The sequence below is a fragment of the Streptomyces sp. NPDC006551 genome (assembly GCF_040611675.1).
Classification (GTDB): Bacteria; Actinomycetota; Actinomycetes; order Streptomycetales; family Streptomycetaceae; genus Streptomyces.
On record NZ_JBEXOT010000070.1, the window covers coordinates 1 to 23104 of the forward strand.

20 protein-coding genes and 2 pseudogenes are annotated in these 23104 nt (G+C 71.9%); 4 read left to right on the forward strand and 18 right to left on the reverse strand.

Features of this window, described 5'->3' with window-relative positions:
• On the reverse strand, positions 1-127 hold a 127-nt coding region (locus ABZY12_RS33015; RefSeq protein ID WP_356896952.1), incomplete at its 3' end, for an acyl-CoA dehydrogenase family protein.
• A gap of 176 nt (positions 128-303) precedes the next feature.
• Between ABZY12_RS33015 and ABZY12_RS33020 the strand changes: the two genes are divergently transcribed.
• Positions 304-1632: a UDP-glucose/GDP-mannose dehydrogenase family protein gene (locus tag ABZY12_RS33020; protein WP_356896916.1), complete on the forward strand. Its 1329-nt coding sequence runs from the start codon at positions 304-306 to the stop codon at positions 1630-1632.
• A 393-nt stretch (positions 1633-2025) separates the two neighbouring features.
• On the opposite strand, the gene ABZY12_RS33025 is transcribed toward ABZY12_RS33020, so the two are convergent.
• The 4 genes from ABZY12_RS33025 to ABZY12_RS33040 form a co-directional block, all read right to left on the reverse strand.
• Complete coding sequence (locus ABZY12_RS33025) at positions 2026-2961, reverse strand: membrane dipeptidase (RefSeq protein ID WP_356896918.1); 936 nt, start codon at positions 2959-2961, stop codon at positions 2026-2028.
• A 182-nt stretch (positions 2962-3143) separates the two neighbouring features.
• Positions 3144-4361, reverse strand: a complete 1218-nt coding sequence (locus ABZY12_RS33030; RefSeq protein ID WP_356896920.1) for a dipeptidase — start codon at positions 4359-4361, stop codon at positions 3144-3146.
• On the reverse strand, positions 4358-4882 hold the full coding sequence (gene purE / locus ABZY12_RS33035; RefSeq protein WP_356896922.1) for a 5-(carboxyamino)imidazole ribonucleotide mutase: 525 nt from the start codon (positions 4880-4882) through the stop codon (positions 4358-4360). The genes ABZY12_RS33030 and purE overlap by 4 nt, the downstream gene beginning before the upstream one ends.
• Positions 4879-6018: a 5-(carboxyamino)imidazole ribonucleotide synthase gene (locus ABZY12_RS33040; RefSeq protein ID WP_356896924.1), complete on the reverse strand. Its 1140-nt coding sequence runs from the start codon at positions 6016-6018 to the stop codon at positions 4879-4881. The genes purE and ABZY12_RS33040 overlap by 4 nt, the downstream gene beginning before the upstream one ends.
• A gap of 163 nt (positions 6019-6181) precedes the next feature.
• Here ABZY12_RS33040 and ABZY12_RS33045 point away from each other — a divergent pair, with 163 nt between their 5' ends.
• A complete protein-coding gene (locus tag ABZY12_RS33045; RefSeq protein WP_356896926.1) occupies positions 6182-6697 on the forward strand; it encodes a GtrA family protein in 516 nt (171 codons plus the stop codon).
• A gap of 31 nt (positions 6698-6728) precedes the next feature.
• Here ABZY12_RS33045 and ABZY12_RS33050 read toward each other — a convergent pair whose 3' ends face one another.
• The gene (locus ABZY12_RS33050) at positions 6729-7994 is read right to left on the reverse strand and encodes an ATP-binding protein (RefSeq protein ID WP_356896928.1); all 1266 of its coding nucleotides are present in this window, start codon (positions 7992-7994) and stop codon (positions 6729-6731) included.
• A gap of 131 nt (positions 7995-8125) precedes the next feature.
• The gene (locus ABZY12_RS33055; RefSeq protein ID WP_356896930.1) at positions 8126-8803 is read right to left on the reverse strand and encodes a response regulator transcription factor; all 678 of its coding nucleotides are present in this window, start codon (positions 8801-8803) and stop codon (positions 8126-8128) included.
• 426 nt (positions 8804-9229) lie between these two features.
• Here ABZY12_RS33055 and ABZY12_RS33060 point away from each other — a divergent pair, with 426 nt between their 5' ends.
• Positions 9230-10750 carry an oligopeptide:H+ symporter gene (locus ABZY12_RS33060; protein ID WP_356896932.1) on the forward strand — a complete coding sequence of 507 codons (1521 nt, stop codon included), beginning with the start codon at positions 9230-9232 and terminating at the stop codon, positions 10748-10750.
• Positions 10751-10826: 76 nt separating this feature from the next.
• Here ABZY12_RS33060 and ABZY12_RS33065 read toward each other — a convergent pair whose 3' ends face one another.
• From ABZY12_RS33065 to ABZY12_RS33090, 6 genes are all read right to left on the reverse strand, one after another.
• The gene (locus ABZY12_RS33065) at positions 10827-12119 is read right to left on the reverse strand and encodes a hypothetical protein (protein WP_356896934.1); all 1293 of its coding nucleotides are present in this window, start codon (positions 12117-12119) and stop codon (positions 10827-10829) included.
• A 14-nt stretch (positions 12120-12133) separates the two neighbouring features.
• Entirely contained in the window at positions 12134-13126 is a 993-nt protein-coding gene (locus ABZY12_RS33070; protein WP_356896954.1) for a hypothetical protein, read from the reverse strand.
• 113 nt (positions 13127-13239) lie between these two features.
• A complete protein-coding gene (locus tag ABZY12_RS33075) occupies positions 13240-14094 on the reverse strand; it encodes a hypothetical protein (protein WP_356896936.1) in 855 nt (284 codons plus the stop codon).
• Complete coding sequence (locus ABZY12_RS33080) at positions 14094-14771, reverse strand: peptidase (RefSeq protein ID WP_356896938.1); 678 nt, start codon at positions 14769-14771, stop codon at positions 14094-14096. The genes ABZY12_RS33075 and ABZY12_RS33080 overlap by 1 nt, the downstream gene beginning before the upstream one ends.
• A 282-nt stretch (positions 14772-15053) precedes the next feature.
• On the reverse strand, positions 15054-15581 hold the full coding sequence (locus tag ABZY12_RS33085) for an ATP-binding protein (RefSeq protein ID WP_356896940.1): 528 nt from the start codon (positions 15579-15581) through the stop codon (positions 15054-15056).
• An 88-nt stretch (positions 15582-15669) separates the two neighbouring features.
• Positions 15670-16041: an STAS domain-containing protein gene (locus ABZY12_RS33090; RefSeq protein WP_356896942.1), complete on the reverse strand. Its 372-nt coding sequence runs from the start codon at positions 16039-16041 to the stop codon at positions 15670-15672.
• Positions 16042-16251: 210 nt separating this feature from the next.
• Between ABZY12_RS33090 and ABZY12_RS33095 the strand changes: the two genes are divergently transcribed.
• Entirely contained in the window at positions 16252-17148 is an 897-nt protein-coding gene (locus tag ABZY12_RS33095; protein WP_356896944.1) for an RNA polymerase sigma factor SigF, read from the forward strand.
• A gap of 62 nt (positions 17149-17210) precedes the next feature.
• On the opposite strand, the gene ABZY12_RS33100 is transcribed toward ABZY12_RS33095, so the two are convergent.
• From ABZY12_RS33100 to ABZY12_RS33120, 5 genes and pseudogenes are all read right to left on the reverse strand, one after another.
• Positions 17211-18689 (reverse strand): endonuclease/exonuclease/phosphatase family protein, encoded by a 1479-nt coding sequence (locus ABZY12_RS33100; RefSeq protein WP_356896946.1) that lies wholly within the window; start codon positions 18687-18689, stop codon positions 17211-17213.
• Positions 18690-18762: 73 nt separating this feature from the next.
• Positions 18763-19217, reverse strand: a pseudogene (locus ABZY12_RS33105) (aspartate/glutamate racemase family protein).
• A 9-nt stretch (positions 19218-19226) separates the two neighbouring features.
• Positions 19227-20498, reverse strand: a complete 1272-nt coding sequence (hutI, locus tag ABZY12_RS33110) for an imidazolonepropionase (protein ID WP_356896948.1) — start codon at positions 20496-20498, stop codon at positions 19227-19229.
• Positions 20499-20515: 17 nt separating this feature from the next.
• Positions 20516-21853, reverse strand: a complete 1338-nt coding sequence (locus ABZY12_RS33115) for a formimidoylglutamate deiminase (RefSeq protein WP_356896950.1) — start codon at positions 21851-21853, stop codon at positions 20516-20518.
• Positions 21844-22995: pseudogene (locus ABZY12_RS33120) on the reverse strand (allantoate amidohydrolase); the annotation flags it as partial. The gene ABZY12_RS33115 and the pseudogene ABZY12_RS33120, both read right to left, overlap by 10 nt.
• Positions 22996-23104 lie beyond the last annotated feature (109 nt).

A 23104-nucleotide genomic window follows, 5' to 3' on the forward strand; every position in this document is an offset into this window, starting at 1 on the left:
GGAACCGGCCCTCCTCGTCCACCGCCGCCGCGAACGGCGCGATCTTCGCCTCCGCCAGCGCACGAACCGTCTCCCGGAGCATGTCGTGCTCCTCCAACGGACGATAAAGGTCGAAGTCCTTGCCCATGATCCCGAGCTCCCCTAGAACGCTAACTACCGTTAAGTAACCCAAATTTTAGGGCGTGGTTCGCCTCCTGAGCCAGGTGAGCTTCCCGACAGCACGCGGCAGCGCGCGGTACGTTCGCGCCCGCCCGGACTATGCTCGGGCAGGCATTTTCCGCCTGCACGCACATGGAGTCCCGCATGGCCCTCAAGATCACCGTGATCGGCACCGGCTACCTCGGCGCGACGCACGCAGCGGCCATGGCGGAGCTGGGCTTCGAGGTCCTCGGACTCGACGTCGTACCCGAGAAGATCGAGATGCTGTCGGCGGGCCGGGTCCCGATGTACGAGCCCGGGCTCGAGGAGCTGCTCGCCCGGCACGCCGCCGGGATCGAGGGGTCCACGGGGCGGCTGCGCTTCACGACCTCCTGGGAGGAGATCGGCGAGTTCGGCGACGTCCACTTCGTGTGTGTGAACACTCCGCAGAAGCACGGCGAGTACGCGTGCGACATGTCGTACGTCAACGCCGCCTTCGCCTCGCTCGCCGGCGTGGTGCGCTCGGGCTCACTGGTCGTCGGCAAGTCGACCGTGCCGGTCGGTTCGGCGGAGCGGCTCGCGGGGCTGCTGCCGGAAGGCGTCGACCTCGCGTGGAACCCGGAGTTCCTGCGGGAGGGCTTCGCCGTCCAGGACACGCTGCGTCCGGACCGGATCGTGGTCGGCGTGCGCGGCGAGCGCGCGGAGAAGGTGCTGCGCGAGGTGTATGCCGGGCCGATCGGCGAGGGCTCGCCGTTCGTGGTGACGGACTTCCCGACGGCGGAGCTGGTGAAGACCGCGGCGAACTCCTTCCTGGCGACCAAGATCTCCTTCATCAACGCGATGGCGGAGGTGTGCGAGGCCGCCGGCGGTGACGTCGCGCAGCTCGCGGAGGCGATCGGCTACGACGAGCGGATCGGGTCCAAGTTCCTGCGGGCGGGGATCGGCTTCGGCGGGGGCTGCCTGCCGAAGGACATCCGGGCGTTCATGGCACGGGCGGGCGAGCTGGGTGCGGACCAGGCGCTGACGTTCCTCCGCGAGATCGACTCCATCAACATGCGGCGGCGCGGCCAGATGGTCGCGATGGCGCGCGACGCGCTGGGCGGCGGGTCGTTCCTGGGCAAGCGGGTGGCGGTGCTCGGCGCGACGTTCAAGCCCGACTCGGACGACGTGCGGGACTCGCCGGCGCTGAACGTGGCGGGCCAGATCCATCTGCAGGGCGGACAGGTGACGGTCTACGACCCGAAGGGCATGGACAACGCGCGCCGGCTGTTCCCGACGCTGGGGTACGCGGAGACGGCGCTGGAGGCGGTACGAGGGGCGGACGTGGTGCTGCACCTGACGGAGTGGCGCGAGTTCCGCGACGCCCTGAACCCGGCGGAGCTCGGGGAGGTCGTCACGTCACGGGTGATCCTGGACGGCCGCAACGCGCTGGACGCGACGCTGTGGCGCGAGGCGGGCTGGCTGTACCGGGCGATGGGCCGCCCGCGGGCGTAGCGGCGGGGCGGGGCGGGGCTCCGCCCGGGCGGACGGGGCCGGACTCCGCAGGCCCGGGACGGGACCGGGCTCCGCAGGCCCGGGACGGGACCGGGGCTGGTGGCGGCGTGCCGCCGCAGGGCGGGGCACAGATGTCAGGCAGGCCGCCGAGCGTTAGGTCCTGGGCGCCGTGCAGGCCACCGAGCGCCGGGTCCCGGCTCTCGGGCGGGACGCCGGTGGCGGGGCCCGGTCTCAGGCACACCGCCGAGCACTAGGCCCCGGGCGCCAGCAGGCCGCCGAGCGGCGGATCCCGGCTCTCGGGCGGGACGCCGGTGGCGGGGCCCCGGTCTCAGGCACGCCGCCGAGCCCTAGGCCCCGGGCGCCAGGCAGGCCGCCGAGCGGCGGATCCCGGTCTCAGGCCGGGCGGCGGAGGCGGGTGGCGCGGGAGCGGAACTCGGATTCGCGTAGGGCGCGGGTCGCGTTGGTGCGGGTGAGGGCGCGGACGTCCTGGTCCGGCCAGCCCCGCTGGAGGAGCTCCACGACGAGCTCCCGGTAGCCGGACCCCGGGTCCGGGCAGTGCGAGAGGCCCACCGAACCCGGTCCGGCCAGGGCGCGCAGCCGGTCCAGGGCGTCTGCCGTGGCGGAGGCGCCCTCCGTCACCGGAATCATGCACACACCGCCGTTCTCGCCCAACAGGGCCAGGACGTCGTCCGGCAGCGCCTCCGGCTCCCCACGGGTCAGCAGGACCGGCGCCTTGGTGACCGCCAGAGCGCCGCGCATCGTGTCCGGGGTGGCGCCCGAGAGGTCCACGAGGACGCCCAGCCGGTTCATCTCCCGTACCGCGTCGTGGGCGAAGCGGTCGAAGCGGTCGAGGCCGGACAGCGTCACCGCCAGGACACCGAGGAGGTGGTACGCCCGGAGCGTGGCCAGCGAGCCGCCGAGGGCGGTGGCGCTCACGGGCCCCAGCAGCGCCGCGGCCCGGCCGCAGTTGGCGGCGTCGGCGATCTCCGCCGTGGTCCGCGCGAGCCGCAGGTGTTCCGGGCAGGCGGCGACGAGGGTTCGTACCGTGTCGATCCGGCGCAGCGTCTCGACGACCGCGTCGTCGCCGGGCCCGGCGTGCAGGGACCAGAACTGCGTCCCCACCCCCTCGGCCCGGAGCGGGGGCAGCTCCTCGGGATCGGGGAGCTCGGCGAGGTCCGCGTACCCCTCGACGACCGGATACGCGGCCAGGAGGGCACGGGCGTGTTCGTCCGCGTCCGTCGGGGGCGGCGGCGGCCCCTGGGGATCGAGCTCTCCGGCGGCGGCGGAAGCGGCAGACAGGTCAGGGGGGTCGTCCAGCAGATCTGCCATGAGGTGACTCCGAACTCGGTGAGGCAGTACCGCCCACCGTGCCACCCGTCCCTTCCCCGGTCGCGGTGGACTGGTGCGTCCGGGGGACGCCACCGGTCCGGGGGGACGCCGCCGGCGCCGGTGCCGGTACGCGCGACGGCCCCGCCGAAGCGGGGCCGTCGCGTGTCACCACGTCGGGGACCTCAGGCGGGCAGCCCGTCCAGCGACTCGATCGTCGCGTTCGACGGGCCCCGGGTCGCCGGCAAGCCGCGGGAGACCGCCTCCGCGTCCCGCAGTGCGCGGACCGCGTTGGACCAGGTCAGCTTGGTGAGGTCGGCGTGGGACCAGCCGCGGGTCAGCAGTTCCGCGATCAGGTTCGGGTAGCCGGCGACATCGTCGAGACCGGCCGGGGTGAACGCCGTACCGTCGTAGTCGCCGCCGATGCCGATGTGGTCGATGCCGGCCACCTCACGCATGTGGTCGAGGTGGTCGGCGACCGTGGCGGCGGTGGCGATCGGACGCGGGTTGTCCGCCTCGAAGGCGCGGTGGATCTTCATCGCCCGCGGGGTGGTGTCCAGGTGGTGCAGCCCGTGCGCCCGCATGTTCTCGTCGGCCCGGTTCGTCCACTCCACGGCCGCCTGCAGGATGAACTTCGGTACGAACGTGGCCATCGCCACGCCCCCGTTGGCCGGCAGCCGCTCCAGCACGTCGTCGGGGATGTTCCGCGGGTGGTCGCAGACCGCCCGGGACGAGGAGTGCGAGAAGATCACCGGCGCGACGGAGGTGTCGAGCGCGTCCCGCATCGTCGTCGCGGCGACGTGCGAGAGGTCCACGAGCATGCCGATCCGGTTCATCTCCCGGACGACCTCGTGGCCGAAGGGCGAGAGCCCGCCGACTCCCGGCTCGTCGGTCGCCGAGTCCGCCCACGCGGTGTTGTCGTTGTGGGTGAGCGTCATGTAGCGCACGCCGAGGGTGTGCAGCGCGCGCAGGGTGGCGAGGGAGTTGTTGATGGAGTGGCCGCCCTCGGCGCCCTTCAGGGAGGCGATACGGCCCTGCCGCCGGGCCGACTCCATGTCGTCCGCGGTGAGGGCCGGGGCCAGCTCCCCCGCGTACCGCGCGAGGAGCTGGTCGACGACGTCGATCTGCTCCAGGGTGGCGCTGACCGCGTCGTCCCCGGTCAGCGAGCACGGCACGTACACGGACCAGAACTGGGCGCCGACGCCGCCGGCCCGCAGCCGGGCCAGGTCGGTGTGGAGGGCGCCGCTCTGGTCGGCCGCGATGTCCATGCGGTCCAGGTCGTAGCGGGCGTGCTCCCGAAGGGCCCACGGCAGATCGTTGTGACCGTCGACGACGGGCGCGGAGGCGAGCAGTTCGCGCGCCTCCGCGAGGCGCTCCCGCGCCGGGCGGTCCGCCGCGCTCACCTGGCGAATCCGAAGGACTCCGAGCCCTCGACCTTGTTCCGCAGCCGCTTTCCCTTCTCGGTCGCCTGGTCGTTCAGCTCCTGCTGGAACTCCCGCATCCGGGCGAGCAGCTCCGGGTCGTGCGCGGCGATGATCCGGGCGGCGAGCAGACCGGCGTTGCGGGCGCCGCCGACGGAGACCGTGGCCACCGGCACACCGGCGGGCATCTGCACGATGGAGAGCAGCGAGTCCATGCCGTCGAGGTACTTCAGCGGGACCGGGACACCGATGACGGGCAGCGGGGTGACCGAGGCGAGCATGCCCGGCAGATGGGCGGCGCCGCCCGCGCCCGCGATGATCGCCTTCAGACCGCGGTCGGCGGCCTCCTCGCCGTACGCGATCATCTCGCGCGGCATGCGGTGCGCGGAGACGACGTCGACCTCGTACGCGATCTCGAACTCGTCCAGGGCCTGCGCCGCGGCCTCCATGACGGGCCAGTCGGAGTCGGATCCCATGACGATGCCGACAACGGGGCTGCTCATTCGGTGATCGTTCCTCGCAGATAGCCGGCGGCGTGACGCGCGCGCTCCAGCACGTCGTCCAGGTCGTCGCCGTAGGTGTTGACGTGCCCCACCTTGCGGCCGGGCTTCACGTCCTTGCCATACATATGGATCTTGAGCTGCGGATCGCGGGCCATGCAGTGCAGGTACGCGTAGTACATGTCGGGGTAGTCCCCGCCCAGCACATTGCACATGACCGTCCAGGGCGCGCGCGGTCGCGGATCGCCCAGCGGCAGGTCGAGGACGGCGCGGACGTGGTTGGCGAACTGCGAGGTGATCGCCCCGTCCTGGGTCCAGTGGCCGGAGTTGTGGGGGCGCATGGCGAGCTCGTTGACGAGGATCCGCCCGTCGGCGGTCTCGAAGAGCTCGACGGCCAGATGACCGACGACGCCGAGCTCGTCGGCGATGCGCAGCGCCAGCTCCTGCGCCTGCCCGGCCAGCTCGTCGGAGAGGTCGGGAGCGGGCGCGATCACCGTGTCGCAGACGCCGTCGACCTGCCGGGACTCGACGACGGGGTAGGCGACGGCCTGGCCGTGCGGGGAGCGGACGATGTTCGCCGCGAGCTCGCGCGCGAAGTCGACCTTCTCCTCGGCGAGCACCGGAACGCCGGCGAGGAACGGGTCGCGGGCGTCTGCCTCCGTACGGACGAACCAGACGCCCTTGCCGTCGTAGCCGCCGCGCACGGTCTTGAGGATGATCGGGAAGCCGCCCACCTCGGCGGCGAAGGCCGCCGCGTCCGCCGGGTCGGCGACGATGCGGTGGCGTGGGCTCGGCGCGCCGATCTCGTCGAGTCTGGCGCGCATCACCCCCTTGTCCTGGGCGTGCACCAGCGCGTCGGGCCCCGGGCGGACGGGGATGCCGTCCGCTTCCAGGGCCCGCAGGTGTTCGGTCGGCACGTGCTCGTGATCGAAGGTGATCACGTCACAGCCGCGTGCGAAGTCACGCAGCGTGTCCAGGTCGCGATAGTCGCCGATGACGACGTCGCTCACCACCTGGGCCGCCGAGTCCTGCGGGGTGTCACTGAGGAGCTTGAACTTGATGCCGAGGGGGATGCCCGCCTCGTGGGTCATACGGGCGAGCTGACCGCCACCGACCATGCCGACTACCGGGAACGTCACCCTCCTAGGGTATCCGCACGAGGCGGGAAGCCTCATCCGCCTGTGCTTTGGCACAGTGAAGCGGGGTTTTCCCATGGTTTGCGATGTCCACAGGCGGGTGACAGGCGGGCTGGTTAGCATGGCTGGGTTGACATCATCCGAAGGACGGGGCTGAGCGATCACCATGACTGAGAAGAGCGCACTGCGCGTGCGGCTTGATCAGCTCACCCGCGAGTTCGCCAAGTTCGGCGCGGTCGGTGGTGTCGGGCTTCTGGTGGACCTCGGGGTGTTCAATCTCGTACGCCATCTCACGGACCTGCCGGTCGTGCGGGCGAGCATCATCGCCACCGTCGTCGCGATCGCGTTCAACTACCTGGGCTTCCGGTACTTCACCTACCGGGACCGCGACAAGAGCAGCCGGACGAAGGAGCTGACGCTCTTCTTCCTGTTCAGCGTCGTCGGACTGGTGATCCAGAACGGCATCCTGTACGCGGCGACGTACGGGTTCGGCTGGGACACCCCGCTGCAGAGCAACTTCTTCAAGTTCTTCGGCATCGGCGTCGCGACGCTGTTCCGCTTCTGGTCGTACCGCACCTGGGTGTTCCGTACGCTGCCGGCCCGGGAGGCCGTACAGACCGCCGAATCGTTCCTGGAGCAGGCTCCGCGGCAGGCGGTCAGGAAGCAGCCCGACCGCGTGTGACCTCTCCGCTCTCCGGTCCGGGAGAAATCTCCTAGCGGACCGGGCGCTCCTGGTCCGTGTGGCGTCTGACCTCGCGGCTCAGGAAGAGCGCGAACACCGGCGGCTGCTGCTGTAGCAGCTCCAGCCGGCCCCCGTCCGCCTCCGCGAGGTCGCGGGCGACCGCGAGGCCGATGCCGGTGGAGTTGCGGCCGCTGATGGTCCGCTCGAAGATCCGCGCACCGAGGTCGGCCGGGACCCCCGGCCCCTCGTCGGTGACCTCGATCACGGCCTGGTTGCCGATGACCCGGGTGCGCAGGGCGACGGTGCCGCCGCCGTGCATGAGCGAGTTCTCGATCAGCGCGGCGAGGACCTGGGCCACCGCCCCCGGGGTGCCCACCGCGCGCATGCCCTGCTTGCCGGAGTGGACGATCGCCCGGCCCGCGCTGCGGTAGGCGGGGCGCCACTCCTCGATCTGCTGCTTGACGACCTCGTCGAGGTCGAAGGCGATGGCGGAGCCGGTACGGGGGTCCCGGGAGTTGGTGAGCAGCCGCTGGACGACGTCGGTGAGCCGCTCGACCTGGGTGAGCGCGATCGTCGCCTCCTCCTTGACGGTGTCCAGGTCGTCGGCGACCGCCACCTCCTCCAGCCGCATGGACAGGGCGGTGAGCGGCGTACGGAGCTGGTGCGAGGCGTCGGCGGCGAGCCGGCGTTCGGCGGTGAGCATCCGGGCGATCCGCTCGGCGGAGGCGTCCAGGACGTCGGCGACCCGGTCCAGCTCGGGCACGCCGTACCGCCGGTGGCGTGGGCGCGGATCGCCCGAACCGAGCCGCTCGGCGGTCTCGGCGAGGTCGGTGAGCGGGGACGCCAGCTTGTTGGCCTGTCGTACGGCGAGCAGAACGGCGGCTACGACGGCGAGCAGGGCCACGGCGCCGATGATCAGGAGGGTGCGCCCGACCTCGGCGGTGACGGTGGACCGGGACTCCTCGACGGTCACGGTCTCACCGCGCTCGCCGTCGGCGGTGGCGCGGATGACGCTGCCCTCGGGGCGGGTGCCGATCTCGATGGGGGCGCGGCCGGGGATCTCGATCAGGGCGTACCGCTTGGCGCCGCTCTGCTCGGCGAGGATGTCGGGGTTGACGGGCTCCCCGCCGATGAGACGGCCGTCGACGATGGCGACCAGGCGCAGCGCCTCGGAGTCCACGCTCTCCTGGGCGCTGCTGGAGATGGTCCGCGTCTCGACGATGACGAGGGACACCCCGAAGACGGCGATGACGACGAGGACCACGGCGAGCGTGGAGTTGATCAGCCTGCGGCGCACGGTGCATGCCCTCCGGGCGGGATGACGGTGTTGCCCGTCGAGCCTACGGTCCCGGGCGCGGCGGCCCGGATCCGTCGGACAGGCCCAGTCCGGCCGATCGTGCCGGGCGGCCTGATCGGCGAGACAGCCCCCTAGCTCTTCTCGAAGCGGAAGCCGACGCCTCGGACCGTGGCGATGTAGCGCGGGTTGGCAGCGTCGTCGCCCAGCTTCTTGCGCAGCCAGGAGATGTGCATGTCGAGGGTCTTGGTCGACGACCACCAGGTCGTGTCCCAGACCTCCCGCATCAGCTGGTCCCTGGTCACGACCCGGCCGGCGTCCCGGACGAGGACCCGGAGCAGGTCGAACTCCTTGGCCGTGAGCTGGAGCTCCTCGTCGCCCATCCAGGCGCGGTGCGACTCGACGTCGATCCGCACGCCGTGCGTGGCCGGGGCGACGGCCGGCTCGGTGGCGCCGCGCCGGAGCAGGGCCCGGACCCGGGCGAGAAGCTCGGCGAGACGGAACGGCTTGGTGACGTAGTCGTCGGCGCCGGCGTCGAGCCCGACGACGGTGTCGACCTCGTCGGCGCGTGCGGTCAGGACCAGGATCGGGATCGCGTGCCCCTCGGAGCGCAGCCGGCGGGCGACCTCCAGGCCGTCCATGCCGGGCAGCCCGAGATCGAGGACGACGAGGTCGACCCCGCCCTTGAGTCCGGCGTCGAGGGCGGTCGGCCCGTCCTCCCGCACCTCGACCTCGTACCCCTCCCGCCGCAGGGCGCGGGCCAGCGGTTCCGAGATGGATGCGTCGTCCTCGGCGAGCAGTACACGGGTCATGGAGTGATGGTAGTCCGCACGGGGGACACCCCGGGGCGTGATCCACCGGGTGAGCACAGGCCCTGGGTAACAGGTGACCAGTCAGCAGATGACCTTCGAATGACGGTCTGCGGTTCCCTGATTACCTGTGATCCATCTCTCAAGCCCTTCCATATGGGCCGCTGTCGTGTCGTATGGTGGCGAGACGTCTGTAGCGGTAATCGGGGACCTTTGGCACGCTTCGTGCGCCAAAGGTCTCTTTTCGCGCGAGGTCGGCTTCGCCAACCTTGTAGACGGTGAATGACCTGTGGGCCGGGTCCGGTGACGCGCTACCGCGTCGCGGGGCGTGGATCCCGGCGGGGCGCGACCGCTCCTCGCCGGTGCCGGCCTCCCCCACCGGGCGCACCACGCTCACGAGGCGCGCGTCCCGACAGAGCAAGGATCGACATGGCGTCCAGCCTGACGACGGCTTCGACCGGAGTTCCCCGGTACCAGAAGACGTTTCTCGGCCACCCCCGCGGCCTGACCACTCTCTTCTTCACCGAGATGTGGGAGCGCTTCTCCTACTACGGGATGCGGGCCCTGCTGGTCTACTACCTGGTCTCCGGCGGCGCCGACGCCGCCTTGGGCAGCCAGGGCGGCGGTCTGGCGATGAAGGCGGCCACCGCCACGGCCATCTACTCGGTGTACGTCTCGATGGTCTACCTGATGGCGATGCCGGGTGGCTGGTTCGGCGACCGCGTCTGGGGCGCGCGCAAGACCGTCACCATCGCCGGTTTCGTGATCATGGCTGGTCACGTCTCGCTGGCCCTGCCCGGCTCGGCGATGTTCTTCGTCGGCCTCGCGCTGGTGGCCGTCGGCTCGGGCCTCCTCAAGGCCAACATCTCGACGATGGTGGGCCACCTCTACGACGGTCCCGAGGACCCGCGTCGTGACGGCGGCTTCACGCTCTTCTACGTCGGCATCAACCTCGGCGCCTTCGTCGCTCCGCTCCTCATCGGAACGATCGGCAAGGAAGTCAACTGGCACCTCGGCTTCGCCCTCGCCGCGGTCGGCATGGGCCTGGGTCTCGCCGTCTTCCTGGGCTTCGCCAAGAGCCTCAACCCGAAGAGCAGCGAGGTCCCGAACCCGCTCTCCGCCGACGAGCGCAAGGCGATCATCACCAAGGTCGCTCTCGTCGTCGCCCTCGTGGCCGTCTTCTACGGCATCGTCGTCGCCCTCGGCCTGTACACGCTGAACTGGGCGCTGGTCCCGCTGACCGTCGCCGGTCTGCTCATCCCGATCGCCGTCCTGGCCCGCATCAAGCGCGACAAGGACCTCGACGCGTCCGAGCAGTCGAAGATGAACGGCTACATCTGGTTCTTCGTCGCCGCCGCCATCTTCTGGATGATCTACGACCAGGGTGGCTCGACCCTGTCGCTCTTCGCGGACGGCAAGACCGCCGGCAGCGTCTTCGGACTCGGCTTCTCCGCCACCTGGTACCAGTCCCTGAACCCGCTCTTCGTCATGGCGCTGGCCCCGGTCTTCGCCTGGCTGTGGCTGTGGCTGGCCCGCAAGAACCAGGAGCCGAACACCATCGTGAAGTTCGCGATGGGTCTGGTCCTCGTCGGCGCCTCCTTCTTCGTGTTCATCGTCCCGATGAACATGTCGGGTGACGGCACGTTGGTCTCCCCGATGTGGCTCGTCTCGATCTACATGATCCAGACCATCGGTGAGCTGTGCCTCTCCCCCGTCGGCCTCTCCGTCACCACGAAGATGGCGCCGAAGAAGTACGCCTCGCAGATGATGGGCGTCTGGTTCCTCGCCGTCACCGCCGGTGACTGCACGACGGGTCTGCTCTCCATCGCGGGCGTGGACCTGAACGGGACCGGGATCATCGCGATGCAGGCGACGCTCGCCGTCGCGGCCGGCTTCGCGATCTACATGTACCGCAAGAAGGTCCAGACGCTCATGGGCAGCGTCCACTGACGTCTCCGTCCGTACGGACCTGAGGGCCGCCGCACCGGATTCGGTGCGGCGGCCCTCCGCCGTTCGCGCCCGTACGTCAGCGCCTGAGCCTGGCCCACGGGGTGAACGTGAACACCGCCCCGCCGAGGAGGATCACCGTGCCGGCCACCAGGGCGAGCGCGCGCAGGGCGCCCTCGTCCTCGGCGCCGGTTTCGGCGAGGCCGCCGCCGGAGCCGCTCGTACCGCCGCTGGTACCGCCGCCCGCGGTGGTGTCACCGCCGCCGCCGGAGGCGCCGCCGTCCTGCTTGGTCGTGTCGAGTTCCAGGGACGCCTGGACACTGCCCTTGACCTGGCAGGGGATCACGATCGGCGAGCCGCCGAGCGAGACGTTGATGGTCAGGGTGCCGGGGCTGAGCGTGGCCTTGCCGGTGGCTCCCGGCTTGTACGTGCCCTTCATGTCCGGCAGGTCGACCGGCTTGCCCTGTTCGAGCGGGGCGGGGTTCGCCGGGCCCTCGACCTTGACCGTGCCGCTGTCCGCGCCGCCGAGCTTGACCGCCATGGAGGGCTTGAGCGCCCCGGCGGGGAGCGGGGCGGGGCTGTCCATGACGCCCTTGGCGGTCTTCACGGTGAGGTCGAAGGCTCCGCCGTTCTTCTTGGCGTTGACGGTCACCTTGGAGGTGATGTTCGCCGGTCCCGGCGACTGGCAGGAGAACTGGACCGAGACCTCCTTGCCGACGAAGTCGGTCTGCCCGCCTCCGCCGCCGGACGTGGACCCTCCGGACGTCGAGCCGCCGGACGTGGACCCTCCGGACGTACTCGTGCCGCCGCTGGACGTCGTACCGCCGGACGAAGAACCGCCCCCGCCGTCCGTCACCTTGATCGTCGCCGCGACCGCCACCGTCTCCTTCGGCGAGCACTTCGTGTCCGTCGACATCGGCTTGGAGACATTGATGTTGTACTTGTCCGGCGTCAGCGTGATCTCGCCCGCCTTCTCCAGCTTCAGTCTGCCCTTCATGTCCGGCAGCACCATCGGGCTGTTCTTGGGGATCGGCGGATTCTGCCGCGGTCCCTCCATGTTCAGCGTGCCGCTCGCCGCGCCGCCCACCTTGATGACGCCGGTGGGCTTGACCGTGTCCTTCTCCAGGTCGATGACGTCGGGGTTCTTGGACGCGGCCTCGACCGTCTTCCAGACGACCTCCACCTCGTCGCCGACCTTCGCCTCCGCCGGCGCGGTGATGAGCACCTTGGTGGTGCCCTGTACCGGCGGCATGCCGGAGATCGCCGGCGGTATGCACTCGGTCCTGAACGAGACCTCGGCGGCCTGAGCGGGGCTGGCGGCCAGCAGGATCCCCGCGCCGCCGAGCATCAGCGCGACTCCGGCCGCGCTCATCCTCCGTTGCGTGCTCACGAATGTCCCTTCGTCGTCGGACTGTTCTCTGACGGTGCGGAGTCGGGGGTGAACCACGGCAGGACCGTGGTGGCGCCGTCCCGGTCGGGGACGGGTCCGGGGGTGCGTACGGGTGGACGGCGCACGGGTCCCCGTACGGGAGTGGTGCGGCGCCGGTGGTGGGACGCGCCGCCGCCCGGGCGTACCCGGTCCACCACCGCCATGCCGATCCGGAAGAGCGCGGCCGGGACGACCACGGCGAGCAGCAGCCAGAACAGCGTCACGCCCCAGGGCCGGTCCACTCCCCACGGCTGCTCGACCAGAACCTTCCCGGCGTACCTCACCGAGACCTGGTAGTCGCCGTGCGCGCCCGCCGACAGCTCGACGGGGAGCCTGATCAGGGCCTTCCCGCCGGGCTCGATCGTGCCGCGCCACTGCCGCTCCTCGTACTGCGGCGAGAAGACGCCGTGGCTGGTGCCGACCCGGAAGACCGGGTCCTTGACGGCGGCGGGGCCGAGGTTGCCGACGGTGAAGACGATCTCGCGCTGGGCCGGGGCGCCGAACCAGACGAGTACGCCGCTGGATCCGTCCAGGCGTGCCGAGTCGAGCACGGCGAGCCTGCCGTCGCCGGAGGCGTCGGGCAGCGGGGCGGCGGGGTGGCCGGCGACCGTGAACGCGACGTCCACGACGTCCTGTCGGCCGGTGACACCGGCGACGTGCACGACGCACGGGCAGGGCTTGGGCGGCTCGGCGATCGGCACCTTCTGGCTGAAGTCCCCCTCGGCGTCGACGGTGGCGGCTCTTCCCATCGTGTTGGCGCAGGAGTTGGTGCCGCCGATGACACCCCTGCCGGGCGCGGACTGGCCGCAGATCAGCAGCATGAGAAGGGCGCCGGGCTTCCACCCCGTCCCGCTCACGGTGATCTCTCCGCCCTTGCCGCCCTCGGTCCGCGACAGGGCCACGGTGGGCCCGGGGGCGGCCGAGGCGGGCGTCCGCGCGGCGGGCAGCATTCCCCACAGGAGGCCGGCCAGCAGGGCGAGCACGGCGGCGACCGGCCGACGCCTCCGCGGCCTCCGTCGGAGAGGGGTGGCCGGTCGCGTGTTCCGCGCCGGGACCGTCACGCTCATCGTTTCGCTCCTGCCGTCGCCTCGGCCGAGGGACTTCCCGAGGGGCTTCGACGCGCCGGTTCTTCGGGCCCCGCCCCCGGCCGGATCCGGCGGCGGACCGCGTACGTTCCCGCTGCCGCCGCGAGCAGGGCGCCCGCCCCGGCGGCGACCGGGCCCCGGGCGAGGAAGACCGCCTCGGCACGGGCGGTCGCGGGCGGAGCGCCGGGAGCCGTGGCGCGCAGATCGACCGTGATCGAGTCGAGGGCGGGAGGGTCGGGCCAACGCTCGGTACGGGTGACCCGTTCGCCGGGTCGCAGGGTGACGGGCAGCGCGCGGGAGGGGCGGTCGAGGACCGTTCCGAAGACCCCTTCGGCACGCACCGAGAGGTGTGGGGCGAGGACCGTGTTGCCCCGGTTGACCAGGGTGTAGCGCAGGGTGCCCGCGCCGTCGATCCGTACCTCCTCGACGGTGAGTGCCGCCAGACTCTGTCCGCTCACCCGCAGATGCACCGGGACCCGCTCCTCCCGGCCACCGGCCGCCGCGAGGACCGCGCCCCGGTGCTCCCCGGGCGAGGTGCCGGCCGTGACGGTCACGGTGAACGGCACGTCGGCGCGGGTCCGCGCCGGGACCGTGACGGCCCGCGCGGCGAACGCGAAAGGGGCTCCCTGGCCGCTCAGCCGCACCGTGAGCGGTTCCGCGCCGGGGTTGGTCAGGGACAGGGTGTCCTGCAGCACGCTCCCGGCCGCGCCCTCCAGATAGACGTACGGCCGCCGCTCGGCCGGTGCCGCCGTCCACCCCGGCGGGGGCGCCGCCGCCACGGCGCCCAGCAGCGTGGCGACGGCGGCCCCCGCCCCGGCCCACACGCCCCGCATCAGCGCGCCGTGCGCCGCGTGAGCCAGAGCACCCCGGCCGCGCCGGTCAGCAGTACCGTGCCGCCGAGGGTGCCGAGCGCCGTCGCGGAGTCGAGCGGGCCGGTCCTGGGCAGTTCGCCGCCGCCCGAGGACCCGGTGTCCTCGGAGCTCTGGCCGGCGGACCCGCCCGCGGCGGTGACCTCCAGCTCCAGCGAAGGCCTGGGGTTGTTCTTCGGTGTGCAGACGGCGGCGTCCATCCCGAGGGCGTGGACGGTGAGCACCCCGGCGGTGAAGGTGACCTTGCCGCTCTTCTTCGGGGTGTACGTCCCCGTCAACCGCCCGATCTTGATGGGGGTGTCGGGAGGGATCGCCGCGGTGTTCGGGGTTCCCTTGACCTTGATCGTGCCCGTGTCGGCACCGCCGAGCCGGAGGTCGGCGCGTGGGGTCATGACGCCCTTGGGGAGTTCGACCGGGCTGTCGGAGACGCCCTTCTCGAAGGACATGGTGATCGTGTAGGAGCCGCCGTTCCGGACGGCCTCGATGTCGACGGGCGAGACCGCGCCCTTGGGCCCGATCTTCGTCTCGCAGGCGTAGTCCACGTCGACGACGGCGGCCTGTGCGGTGGGAGCGGAGGCCAGCACCACCGAGCCCGCCGCCGCCACGGTCAGCGCGAAAGCTGTTCTCCTCCGGTACGGCACCCCAAGCACCCCTCACCGCAAAGTTACTGACGGCACATCAGATTGGGCGTCAAGGTACGCCCGGGGCGTTGTGGAGGGAAGACAAAGGGAAGGGTGAAGTGCGCGCGGTCGCCGGGAGCGACCGACGACGAGCAGGGTGGGCGTCCGGCGGGTGTGATCGATGACGAGCAGGCCGTGACATCCGGCGGGAGCGACCGGCAGCCGCACCCGAGTCCTGGACGGGAGCGACCGGTGGCCGCACCCTCGTCCGCGTCCGGGGCGGCCGGCGGCCGCGCCCGAGTCCTAGGCCGGAGCGGCCAGTTCCGCCCAGACCGTCTTGCCGGGGGCGCCGGGCGTGCGCTCGATGCCCCAGTCGAGGCAGAGCCGCTGCACGATGAACATGCCGTGTCCGCCGGGCCGGCCGGCCCGGTGCGGGGTGCGCGGCGCGGGCTGTCCGGCGCCGCGGTCGACGACCTCCAGGCGCAGCACCTTCGCGCGGCGCCGGACGCTCAGCGCCTCGGGGCCCTCGGCGTGCAGGCAGGCGTTGGTGACCAGTTCGGAGACGACGAGCAGGACGTCCTCGGCGGCGGCCCTGGCCTCGGCGGTGGCGGCGGGCAGCCAGCCCCAGTCGTAGAGCGCCGTCCTCGTGAAGTCGCGGGCGAGCGGGACGGTGCCACTGGCGGCGCCGAGCGAGAGGGTCCGTACGTCGAGGTCGGCACGGGCAGCCGCCGCATCGGCGGCATCGGCACCGGAACGCGCACCGACGGAGGCGGCACCCGCGCCGTGGCTCGTGGCCTCCTCGACCTCCCTGCCACCGGCAGCAGTGTCCATCAGCGCTTCACCTCACCGATTCAACCGATTCACCAGACAAAGGACGAAACCGGGGCTCTTCTGCCCGGCCTTTCCCTCACGACACCCGTCACTCGGCGGGGAGAGCCGCCGCGAGGGAGTCGTGCACGGTGAAGACGACGTCCGCACCGGTGATCTCGAAGACCCGCGCCACCACGGGCCGCATCCCGGTCAGGTGGACCCCTCCCCCGGCGGCGTCGGCCTTCAGCCGGGCGCCCAACAGCACGTTGAGCCCGGTGGAGTCACAGAAATCGAGGCGTGAGCAGTCGACCACGAGCCGTGAGCGACCGGCGTCGAGCGCCTCGTCCAGTGGCGCACGCAACAGGTCGGCGGTGTGGTGATCGAGCTCACCCACCGGAGTGAGGATCTCGCTCGCCCCCACGGTCCGGACCTCGACCCGCAGTCGTCCCGACTGCGCGCTGCCGACGTTCTGGCGGTCCATTCCCGTGCCTCTTCTCGCTCTCGCGGATGCCGGTTGACGTGGTCGAACCATACAAGGTCCGCGCCCCCCATGGCAGCCGACCTCTGCCCTATAAGTACACAAACAGGACAATTGGCACTTGCAACGATCCCCGCCGAGACGATAGGGCTAGGAGAGAACATCCGACACGGCCGGCTTTGGAGGCGCCGCAAACCGCAGCAAGAAGGAACGATGGAGGAGACCATGTCACCCCGGCTCGACGCTCCGCGTACCCACGACGCGTCGTCGACAGCAACTCCGCCCCCCACCCACGACCTCGAGCTCGGCCTCGGCCTTCCCGAGATCCCGCCCTTCGACCAGGTCGAGGCCCTGGACGCCCGGGCGCTCTCGAAGACCCTGTTCGCCCGCCTCGACGACCTCGAGGAGGGCACGCACGAGTACGCGTACGTCCGCAACACGCTCGTCGAGCTCAACCTCGCCCTGGTCAAGTTCGCCGCCTCCCGCTTCCGCTCCCGCAGCGAGCCGATGGAGGACATCATCCAGGTCGGCACGATCGGCCTGATCAAGGCGATCGACCGGTTCGAACTCTCCCGCGGCGTCGAGTTCCCCACCTTCGCGATGCCGACGATCATCGGCGAGATCAAGCGCTTCTTCCGCGACACCTCGTGGTCGGTGCGCGTACCGCGACGGCTTCAGGAGCTCCGCCTCGACCTCGCCAAGGCCGGCGACGAGCTGGCCCAGCGGCTCGACCGCACCCCGACCGTCGGCGAACTCGCCGCGGAGCTCGATCTGAGCCGCGACGAGGTCGTCGAGGGCATGACGGCCAGCAACGCGTACACCGCGAGCTCGCTGGACGCCCAGCCCGAGGACGACGACGGCGAGGGCGCGCTCGCCGACCGGATCGGCTACGAGGATCACGGTATCGAGGGCATCGAGTACGTCGAGTCCCTCAAGCCGATGATCGCCTCGCTGCCGGCCCGCGAGCGGCGCATCCTCTCCCTGCGCTTCGTCGCCGGCCTCACCCAGTCGGAGATCGGCGAGGAGCTCGGCATCTCCCAGATGCACGTCTCCCGGCTGCTCACCCGCACGCTCGGCAGGCTGCGCAAGGGACTGACGCTGGAGGAGTGACCCCCGGCGTCACCCGGAGGCTTGTGGAAAGGGCCCGTCCGTACCGGACGGGCCCTTCCGCGTCAGCCGCTCAGCCGTATCCGCGCGGTGACCGGATAGTGGTCGGACCGGCCGGCGTCGGCCGTGACGTCGCACGCGATCTGTGCGGCGTCGGGAGCGAAGATGTAGTCGATCTTGATCTCCCGCCCGGTCAGCGGCTTCGTCGCCCTTCCGTCACGCGGACGCTCCGGCCACAGGCCCTCGTCGCACTCGCGGTCCGCCGCGTACAGGTCGGTCAGAGCACCCTTGGGGCCGTCGGGAGCGGCCGAGTCCGGCGGTACGACGTTGAGGTCGCCACCGAAGACCGTGCGGTAGCCGGCCGGGGTCTGGGCGTGCACGATGCTCTCCAGCTGCGCCGCCTGCTCCTCGCGGTACGTCCCGGTGCTGTCGTCCGACGTCAGTCCGGAACTGAAGTGGGCGTTGCAGAACTGCAGGGCGCGCGCCTCGATGGTGGCGCACAGGACCGTGCGCTGCTCCTTCCTCGTCCAGGTCGTACCGTCGAGCTCGTTGGGCGGAGAGGTCAGGGCATGGGCCCGGTACCAAGTGCTCGCCTCCGGAACGGCCAGCCCGATGCCGTACGCGCCACGGTCCGTCCAGTTGCCGTCGGTACCGGCCTTGGCGCAGTTCCTGGCGGCCTGGAGCGCCGAGCCGTCGACCGTGTACCGGATGGGTGCGAACCGAACGTGCCACCCGGTCTTCGTCGCGGCCTCCAGCCTGGTCTCGATGGCCCTCGCGTGCGTCTCGCACATCTCCTGGAGGAAGACGGCGTCGTAGGCGGCGGCCGCCACGCCCAGCCGCGCCACGATCTGGTCGGCGAGGACGTCCCCGGTGACCCGGTGGTTGCCGCAGGTGTCGTTGGTGCCGGCGCAGACGTTCCAGGTCATGACCCGGAAGTCCTCGGCGGTCGCGGGCAGTCGGGGCGCGGGGAGGTCCGCCTCTCCGGGGGCTCCGAGGTCCACCATCTCGAAGCGCTCCCATGAACCGACCGAGGTGGCGCGCGCCCGCAGCATGGCCTGGTCCGCACCCGAGTCGTTGATCTCGGCGGTGACGTAGGCGCCGGTGGCCTTGGACTTCAGCGCGTAGGTGCCGTTCGACTGCCGCTCCAGCCGGAACGCCTGCCAGTCGCCGACGGTCGCGCCGCGCGCGCGGAGCAGACCCGCGTACGGGTCGCTGTAGTTCACCTCCGTGGTGACGTAGAGCCCGTTCGCCTCGGAGCGCAGGGCGACGGTCACGCCCTTGTCGGCGGTGTGCAGGGTGAACTTCTCCCAGGAGCCCAGAGCTTCGGGTCCGCCCGCGGTGCGGGCCCGGAGCTTGCCGGCCTGGGTGCCCGGTGCGTTGATCTCCGCGGCGACGAACATGCCGTTGGCCTCGGAGCGCAGGGCGTAGGTGTGCCCGGCTGTCAGCGGCGGAGCCTCGGCCGCGTGGGCCTCGTCGGCCGGCGGAGTCACCCCCGCGAACAAGAGGGCGCAGAGCGCCGCGAGTCGGCACGCGAGTCGTTTCATCCGTGTTCCTCCGGTCGGCTGAAAAGGCGCCGGAGCATAACCTGTTCGGCGACCGGACACGCTGCCGGGTGGGTCAGCGGGGAAGGTCCGCGAGGGCGGCGGCGGTCGCGGCCTCGGCGTGGATGCGGGTGGTGGGGAACAGGGTGACCGGGCTGTCCTGCGGCCGGAGGAGCAGCTCGATCTCGGTGCAGCCGAGGACGACGCCGCGCGCTCCCGCCGCGACGAGACGGTCGACGACCTGCCGGTAGACGGCCCGGGACTCCTCGCGTACGACTCCGAGGCACAGCTCCTCGTAGATGATCCGGTGCACCGCGGCGCGGTCGTCGGCGCCGGGGACGAGGACGGTGAGGCCGTGGGAGGAGAGCCGGTCGCGGTAGAAGTCCTGCTCCAGGCGAAGTCGACGGAGTGCAGAACGCAGCGCGCGGAGTGCAGACCGCCCAGCCGCTCGCGGACGAGTTCGTTGAGGAGCCGGTAGTACTCGGCGCTGGACTCCCAGCTCATGCCGCCGATGAGGCCGATGGTCTTCATGGCCTCAGGCTAGGTCGTGGACACGGGGGGTACGGGGCTGACCCGGAGGCCCCGGCGCCAGACCTCGGAGACCAGAGGGACGCCCGGGCGGTACGCCAGGTGGACGTGGGAGGGGGCGTCCAGGATCGCGAGGTCCGCGGCGGCGCCGGGGGAGAGGCGGCCGATGTCGGTGCGGCGCAGCGCGGCCGCGCCTCCCGCGGTGGCGGACCAGAGCGCCTCGTCCGGGGTCATGCGCATGTCCCGTACGGCGAGGGCGATGCAGAAGGGGACGGAGGAGGTGAAGGACGAGCCGGGGTTGCAGTCCGTCGACAGGGCCACCGTCACGCCCGCGTCGAGGAGGCGGCGGGCGTCCGGCCACTGGGCGCGGGTGGAGAACTCGGCGCCCGGCAGGAGGGTGGCGACGGTGGAGGAGTTCGCCAGGGCGTCGACGTCGGCGTCCGTCAGATGCGTGCAGTGGTCGGCGCTGGCGGCGTCCAGTTCGACGGCGAGCTGGACACCGGGGCCGTACGAGAGCTGGTTGGCGTGCACGCGCGGGTGCAGGCCCTTCGCCTTTCCGGCGGTCAGGATCGCCCGCGCCTGGTCCCCGTCGAAGGCCCCCTTCTCGCAGAAGACGTCGATCCAACGGGCGTACGGGGCGCAGGCGTCCAGCATCTCGCCGGTGACGAGGCCGACGTACGCGGCGGGGTCGTCGGCGTAGTCCGGGGAGACGATGTGGGCGCCGAGGTAGGTGACCTCGTCGGTGTGGGCGGCGGCGATCCGCAGGGCGCGGGCCTCGTCCTCGACGGTGAGGCCGTAGCCGGACTTGGTCTCGAAGGTGGTGGTGCCCTGGCGGAGGGCCTCGGCCAGGTAGTGGGTGAGGTTGCGCTCCAGGTCCGTGTCGGACGCCGCCCTCGTCGCCGCCACCGTCGTGCGGATGCCGCCCGCCGCGTACGCCTGCCCGGACATCCGGGCGTTGAACTCGGCCGTGCGGTCGCCCGCGAAGACCAGGTGCGAGTGGGAGTCCACGAACCCGGGGATCACCGCCCGGCCGCCCGCGTCGACCCGGTTGTCAGTGGCGGGTGCTTCTCTTGATTCGCCGACCCAGACGACGCGGTCGCCGTCGATGACGACTGCCGCGTCCCGGATCAGACCGAGGGCGGTTCCATCACCGAGGGAGGGATCGTTGGTGACCAGGCTGGCGATGTTGACGATGGCGGTGGCCGCGGTCGCCACGGGGCTGTTCGTGCTCGTGGGGGCGGAGGTCGCCGCGGGGTTGTTCGTCGCCGCAGGGCCGGTGTTCATGGTGAGAGGTGTCTCCTTCAGCCGCGCAGGGCGGCGATCGAGTCGGCGAGGGCCCGGGGCACGTCCGGCACGGACTGGTGGACCCCGTCCCGTACGACGTGACGGCCGCCCACGACCGTGTGCCGCACGTCCGCGGCCGACGCTGCGAATACCGCCGTCTCGGCTGCCAGACGCGGCACCGGTCCCGCTGTCCTGACGGAGTCGAGCGCGATCGTCGTGAAGTCGGCGAGGGCGCCCTCCTCAAGGCGGCCCGCCTCGCCCCAGCCGAGGGACGCGTGGCCGTCGGCGGTGGCGGCCCGGAGCAGGGCCGCGGCCGTCCAGTGGCCGCGGGTGCGCGAGCGCAGGCGCTCGTTCAGCTCCATGGCGCGCGCCTCCTCCAGGAGGTCGATGACGGCATGGCTGTCGCTGCCGAGCGACAGCGGGGAGCCGGCCCGCTGGAGCGCGACGGCCGGGCCGATGCCGTCCGCGAGGTCGCGTTCCGTCGTCGGGCACATGCAGGTGCCGGTCGTCGAGGAGCCGATCAGCGCGATGTCGGTGTCCGTGAGGTGCGTGTTGTGGACGCCGGTCGTCAGCGGGCCGAGCACGCCGTGGTCGGCGAGGAGCTGGGTCGGTGTGCGGCCGTGGGCGGCGAGGCAGGCGTCGTTCTCCGCCGTCTGCTCCGAGAGGTGGACGTGCAGCGGCGCGCCCCGCTCGCGCGCCCAGGACGCGACCGTGGCCAGCTGGTCCGCCGGGACCGCCCGCACGGAGTGGATCGCCGCCCCGATGCGTACGCCGTCGCGCTCCTTGAGCGCCGACACCCGTTCCGCCCAGGCGTCCGCCGTGCCGTCGGTGAAGCGGAGCTGGTGCTGCTCGGGCGCTGCGCCGAAGCCGGAGGAGAGGTACGCGGTGTCGAGGAGGGTGATGCGGACGCCCGCCTCGGCGGCGGCGGCGATCAGGGCCTCGCCCATCGCGTTGGGGTCGGCGTACGGCGTGCCGCCTGGGGCGTGGTGGAGGTAGTGGAACTCGCCGACGGAGGTGATGCCGGCCAGCGCCATCTCGGCGTACACGGCCCGCGCCAGGGCGTGGTACGTCTCGGGGGTGAGCCGGGACGCGACCTGGTACATGACCTCCCGCCAGGTCCAGAAGGTGCCGGAGCCGACCTGGACCGTGCCGCGCAGGGCCCGGTGGAAGGCGTGCGAGTGGGCGTTCGCCAGGCCGGGGATCGTGAGGCCGCGCAGGACGACGGCGCCGGGGGGCGGGGTGGCGACCTCCTCGCGTACGGCGGTGACGCGGCCGTCCGCGACCGTCAGGGTGACGCCCGGCTCGACATTCGTGCCGAGCCAGGCGTGTTCGAGCCAGTACGTCGTCACCTGCACGCCAGCCCTTCCAGTACGTCGGCGAGTGCGAGGACCCCGGCCACGCAGTCGTCCTCGGCCGCGAACTCGGCCGGGGAGTGCGAGACGCCGGTGGGGTTCCGTACGAACAGCATGGCGGTCGGGACCGAGCCGGAGAGGATTCCGGCGTCGTGTCCCGCGCCCGTGCCGAGGACCGGGGTCTTCTCCCCGAGGATCCCGGCCAGCTCGTCCCTGAGCGTATGGGCGAACTCCACGACCGGGGTGAAGGACTCCCGTACGACGGTGAGATCGATGCCCTGGCGGGCGGCGTGGTCGCGGGCGGCCGTCTCGATCCCCGCGATCACCGTGTCGAGCGCGTGCTGGTCGGCCGCGCGGGCGTCGAGCCAGCCGCGGACCAGGGACGGGATGGCGTTGACACCGTTCGGCTCCACCGCGATCTTGCCGAAGGTGGCGACGGCCCCGGCGAGCTCGGCCTCGCGGCGGGCTGCCAGAACCGTCTCGGCGTAGGTCAGCATCGGGTCGCGGCGGTCGACGAGACGGGTGGTGCCGGCGTGGTTGGCCTCGCCGGCGAAGTCGTACCGCCAGCGGCCGTGGGGCCAGATCGCGGAGGCGATGCCGATGGCGTCGCCCGACAGGTCCAGAGCGCGGCCCTGCTCGACGTGGAGCTCGACGAAGGCGCCGATCCGGGCGAGGCGCTCGGGGTCGGGGCCGATGGCGTCCGGGTCGTACCCGGCGGCCTCCATCGCCTGCGGGAGCGTGATCCCGTCGGCATCACGGAGTTCGTACGCCTTGTCCTTGGTCAGCTGCCCGGCGGTGAGCCTGGAGCCGACGCAGGCGAGGCCGAAGCGGGCGCCCTCCTCGTCACCGAAGTTGGTGATGGCGAGAGGGCGCTTGAACTGGACTCCCCGGCGACGGAGTTCGTCGAGCGCGGCGAAGGCGGAGACGACGCCGAGGGGACCGTCGAAGGCGCCGCCGTCGGGCACGGAGTCCAGGTGCGAGCCGGTGACGACCGCGTCCCCGGCGGCGGGGTCGCCGAGCCAGGCCCACTGGTTGCCGTTGCGGTCGACCTCGTAGTCCAGGCGGCGGGCCTCCGCCTGCATCCGGAACCAGAGCCGGCAGTCGGCGTCGGCGCCGGTCCAGGCGTGGCGACGGTAGCCGCCCGAGGCGTGGGGGGGGGGGGGGGGGGCGGCCCCCCCCCCCCCCCGCCCGACAAATTTGTTGCTACCCCAAACAAACAAACCACTCGCCCCCCCCCCCCCCCCACAACCACAG

Coding starts and splice junctions, on each gene's coding strand:
- hutI (WP_356896948.1), bottom strand. CDS start 20,498: ATGAACACCGGCCCTGCGGCGACGAACAACCCCGCGGCGACCTCCGCC.
- ABZY12_RS33025 (WP_356896918.1), bottom strand. CDS start 2,961: ATGGCAGATCTGCTGGACGACCCCCCTGACCTGTCTGCCGCTTCCGCC.
- ABZY12_RS33060 (WP_356896932.1), top strand. CDS start 9,230: ATGGCGTCCAGCCTGACGACGGCTTCGACCGGAGTTCCCCGGTACCAG.
- ABZY12_RS33055 (WP_356896930.1), bottom strand. CDS start 8,803: ATGACCCGTGTACTGCTCGCCGAGGACGACGCATCCATCTCGGAACCG.
- purE (WP_356896922.1), bottom strand. CDS start 4,882: ATGAGCAGCCCCGTTGTCGGCATCGTCATGGGATCCGACTCCGACTGG.
- ABZY12_RS33075 (WP_356896936.1), bottom strand. CDS start 14,094: ATGCGGGGCGTGTGGGCCGGGGCGGGGGCCGCCGTCGCCACGCTGCTG.
- ABZY12_RS33095 (WP_356896944.1), top strand. CDS start 16,252: ATGGAGGAGACCATGTCACCCCGGCTCGACGCTCCGCGTACCCACGAC.
- ABZY12_RS33090 (WP_356896942.1), bottom strand. CDS start 16,041: ATGGACCGCCAGAACGTCGGCAGCGCGCAGTCGGGACGACTGCGGGTC.
- ABZY12_RS33065 (WP_356896934.1), bottom strand. CDS start 12,119: ATGAGCGCGGCCGGAGTCGCGCTGATGCTCGGCGGCGCGGGGATCCTG.
- ABZY12_RS33045 (WP_356896926.1), top strand. CDS start 6,182: ATGACTGAGAAGAGCGCACTGCGCGTGCGGCTTGATCAGCTCACCCGC.
- ABZY12_RS33070 (WP_356896954.1), bottom strand. CDS start 13,126: ATGCTGCCCGCCGCGCGGACGCCCGCCTCGGCCGCCCCCGGGCCCACC.
- ABZY12_RS33100 (WP_356896946.1), bottom strand. CDS start 18,689: ATGAAACGACTCGCGTGCCGACTCGCGGCGCTCTGCGCCCTCTTGTTC.
- ABZY12_RS33085 (WP_356896940.1), bottom strand. CDS start 15,581: ATGGACACTGCTGCCGGTGGCAGGGAGGTCGAGGAGGCCACGAGCCAC.
- ABZY12_RS33020 (WP_356896916.1), top strand. CDS start 304: ATGGCCCTCAAGATCACCGTGATCGGCACCGGCTACCTCGGCGCGACG.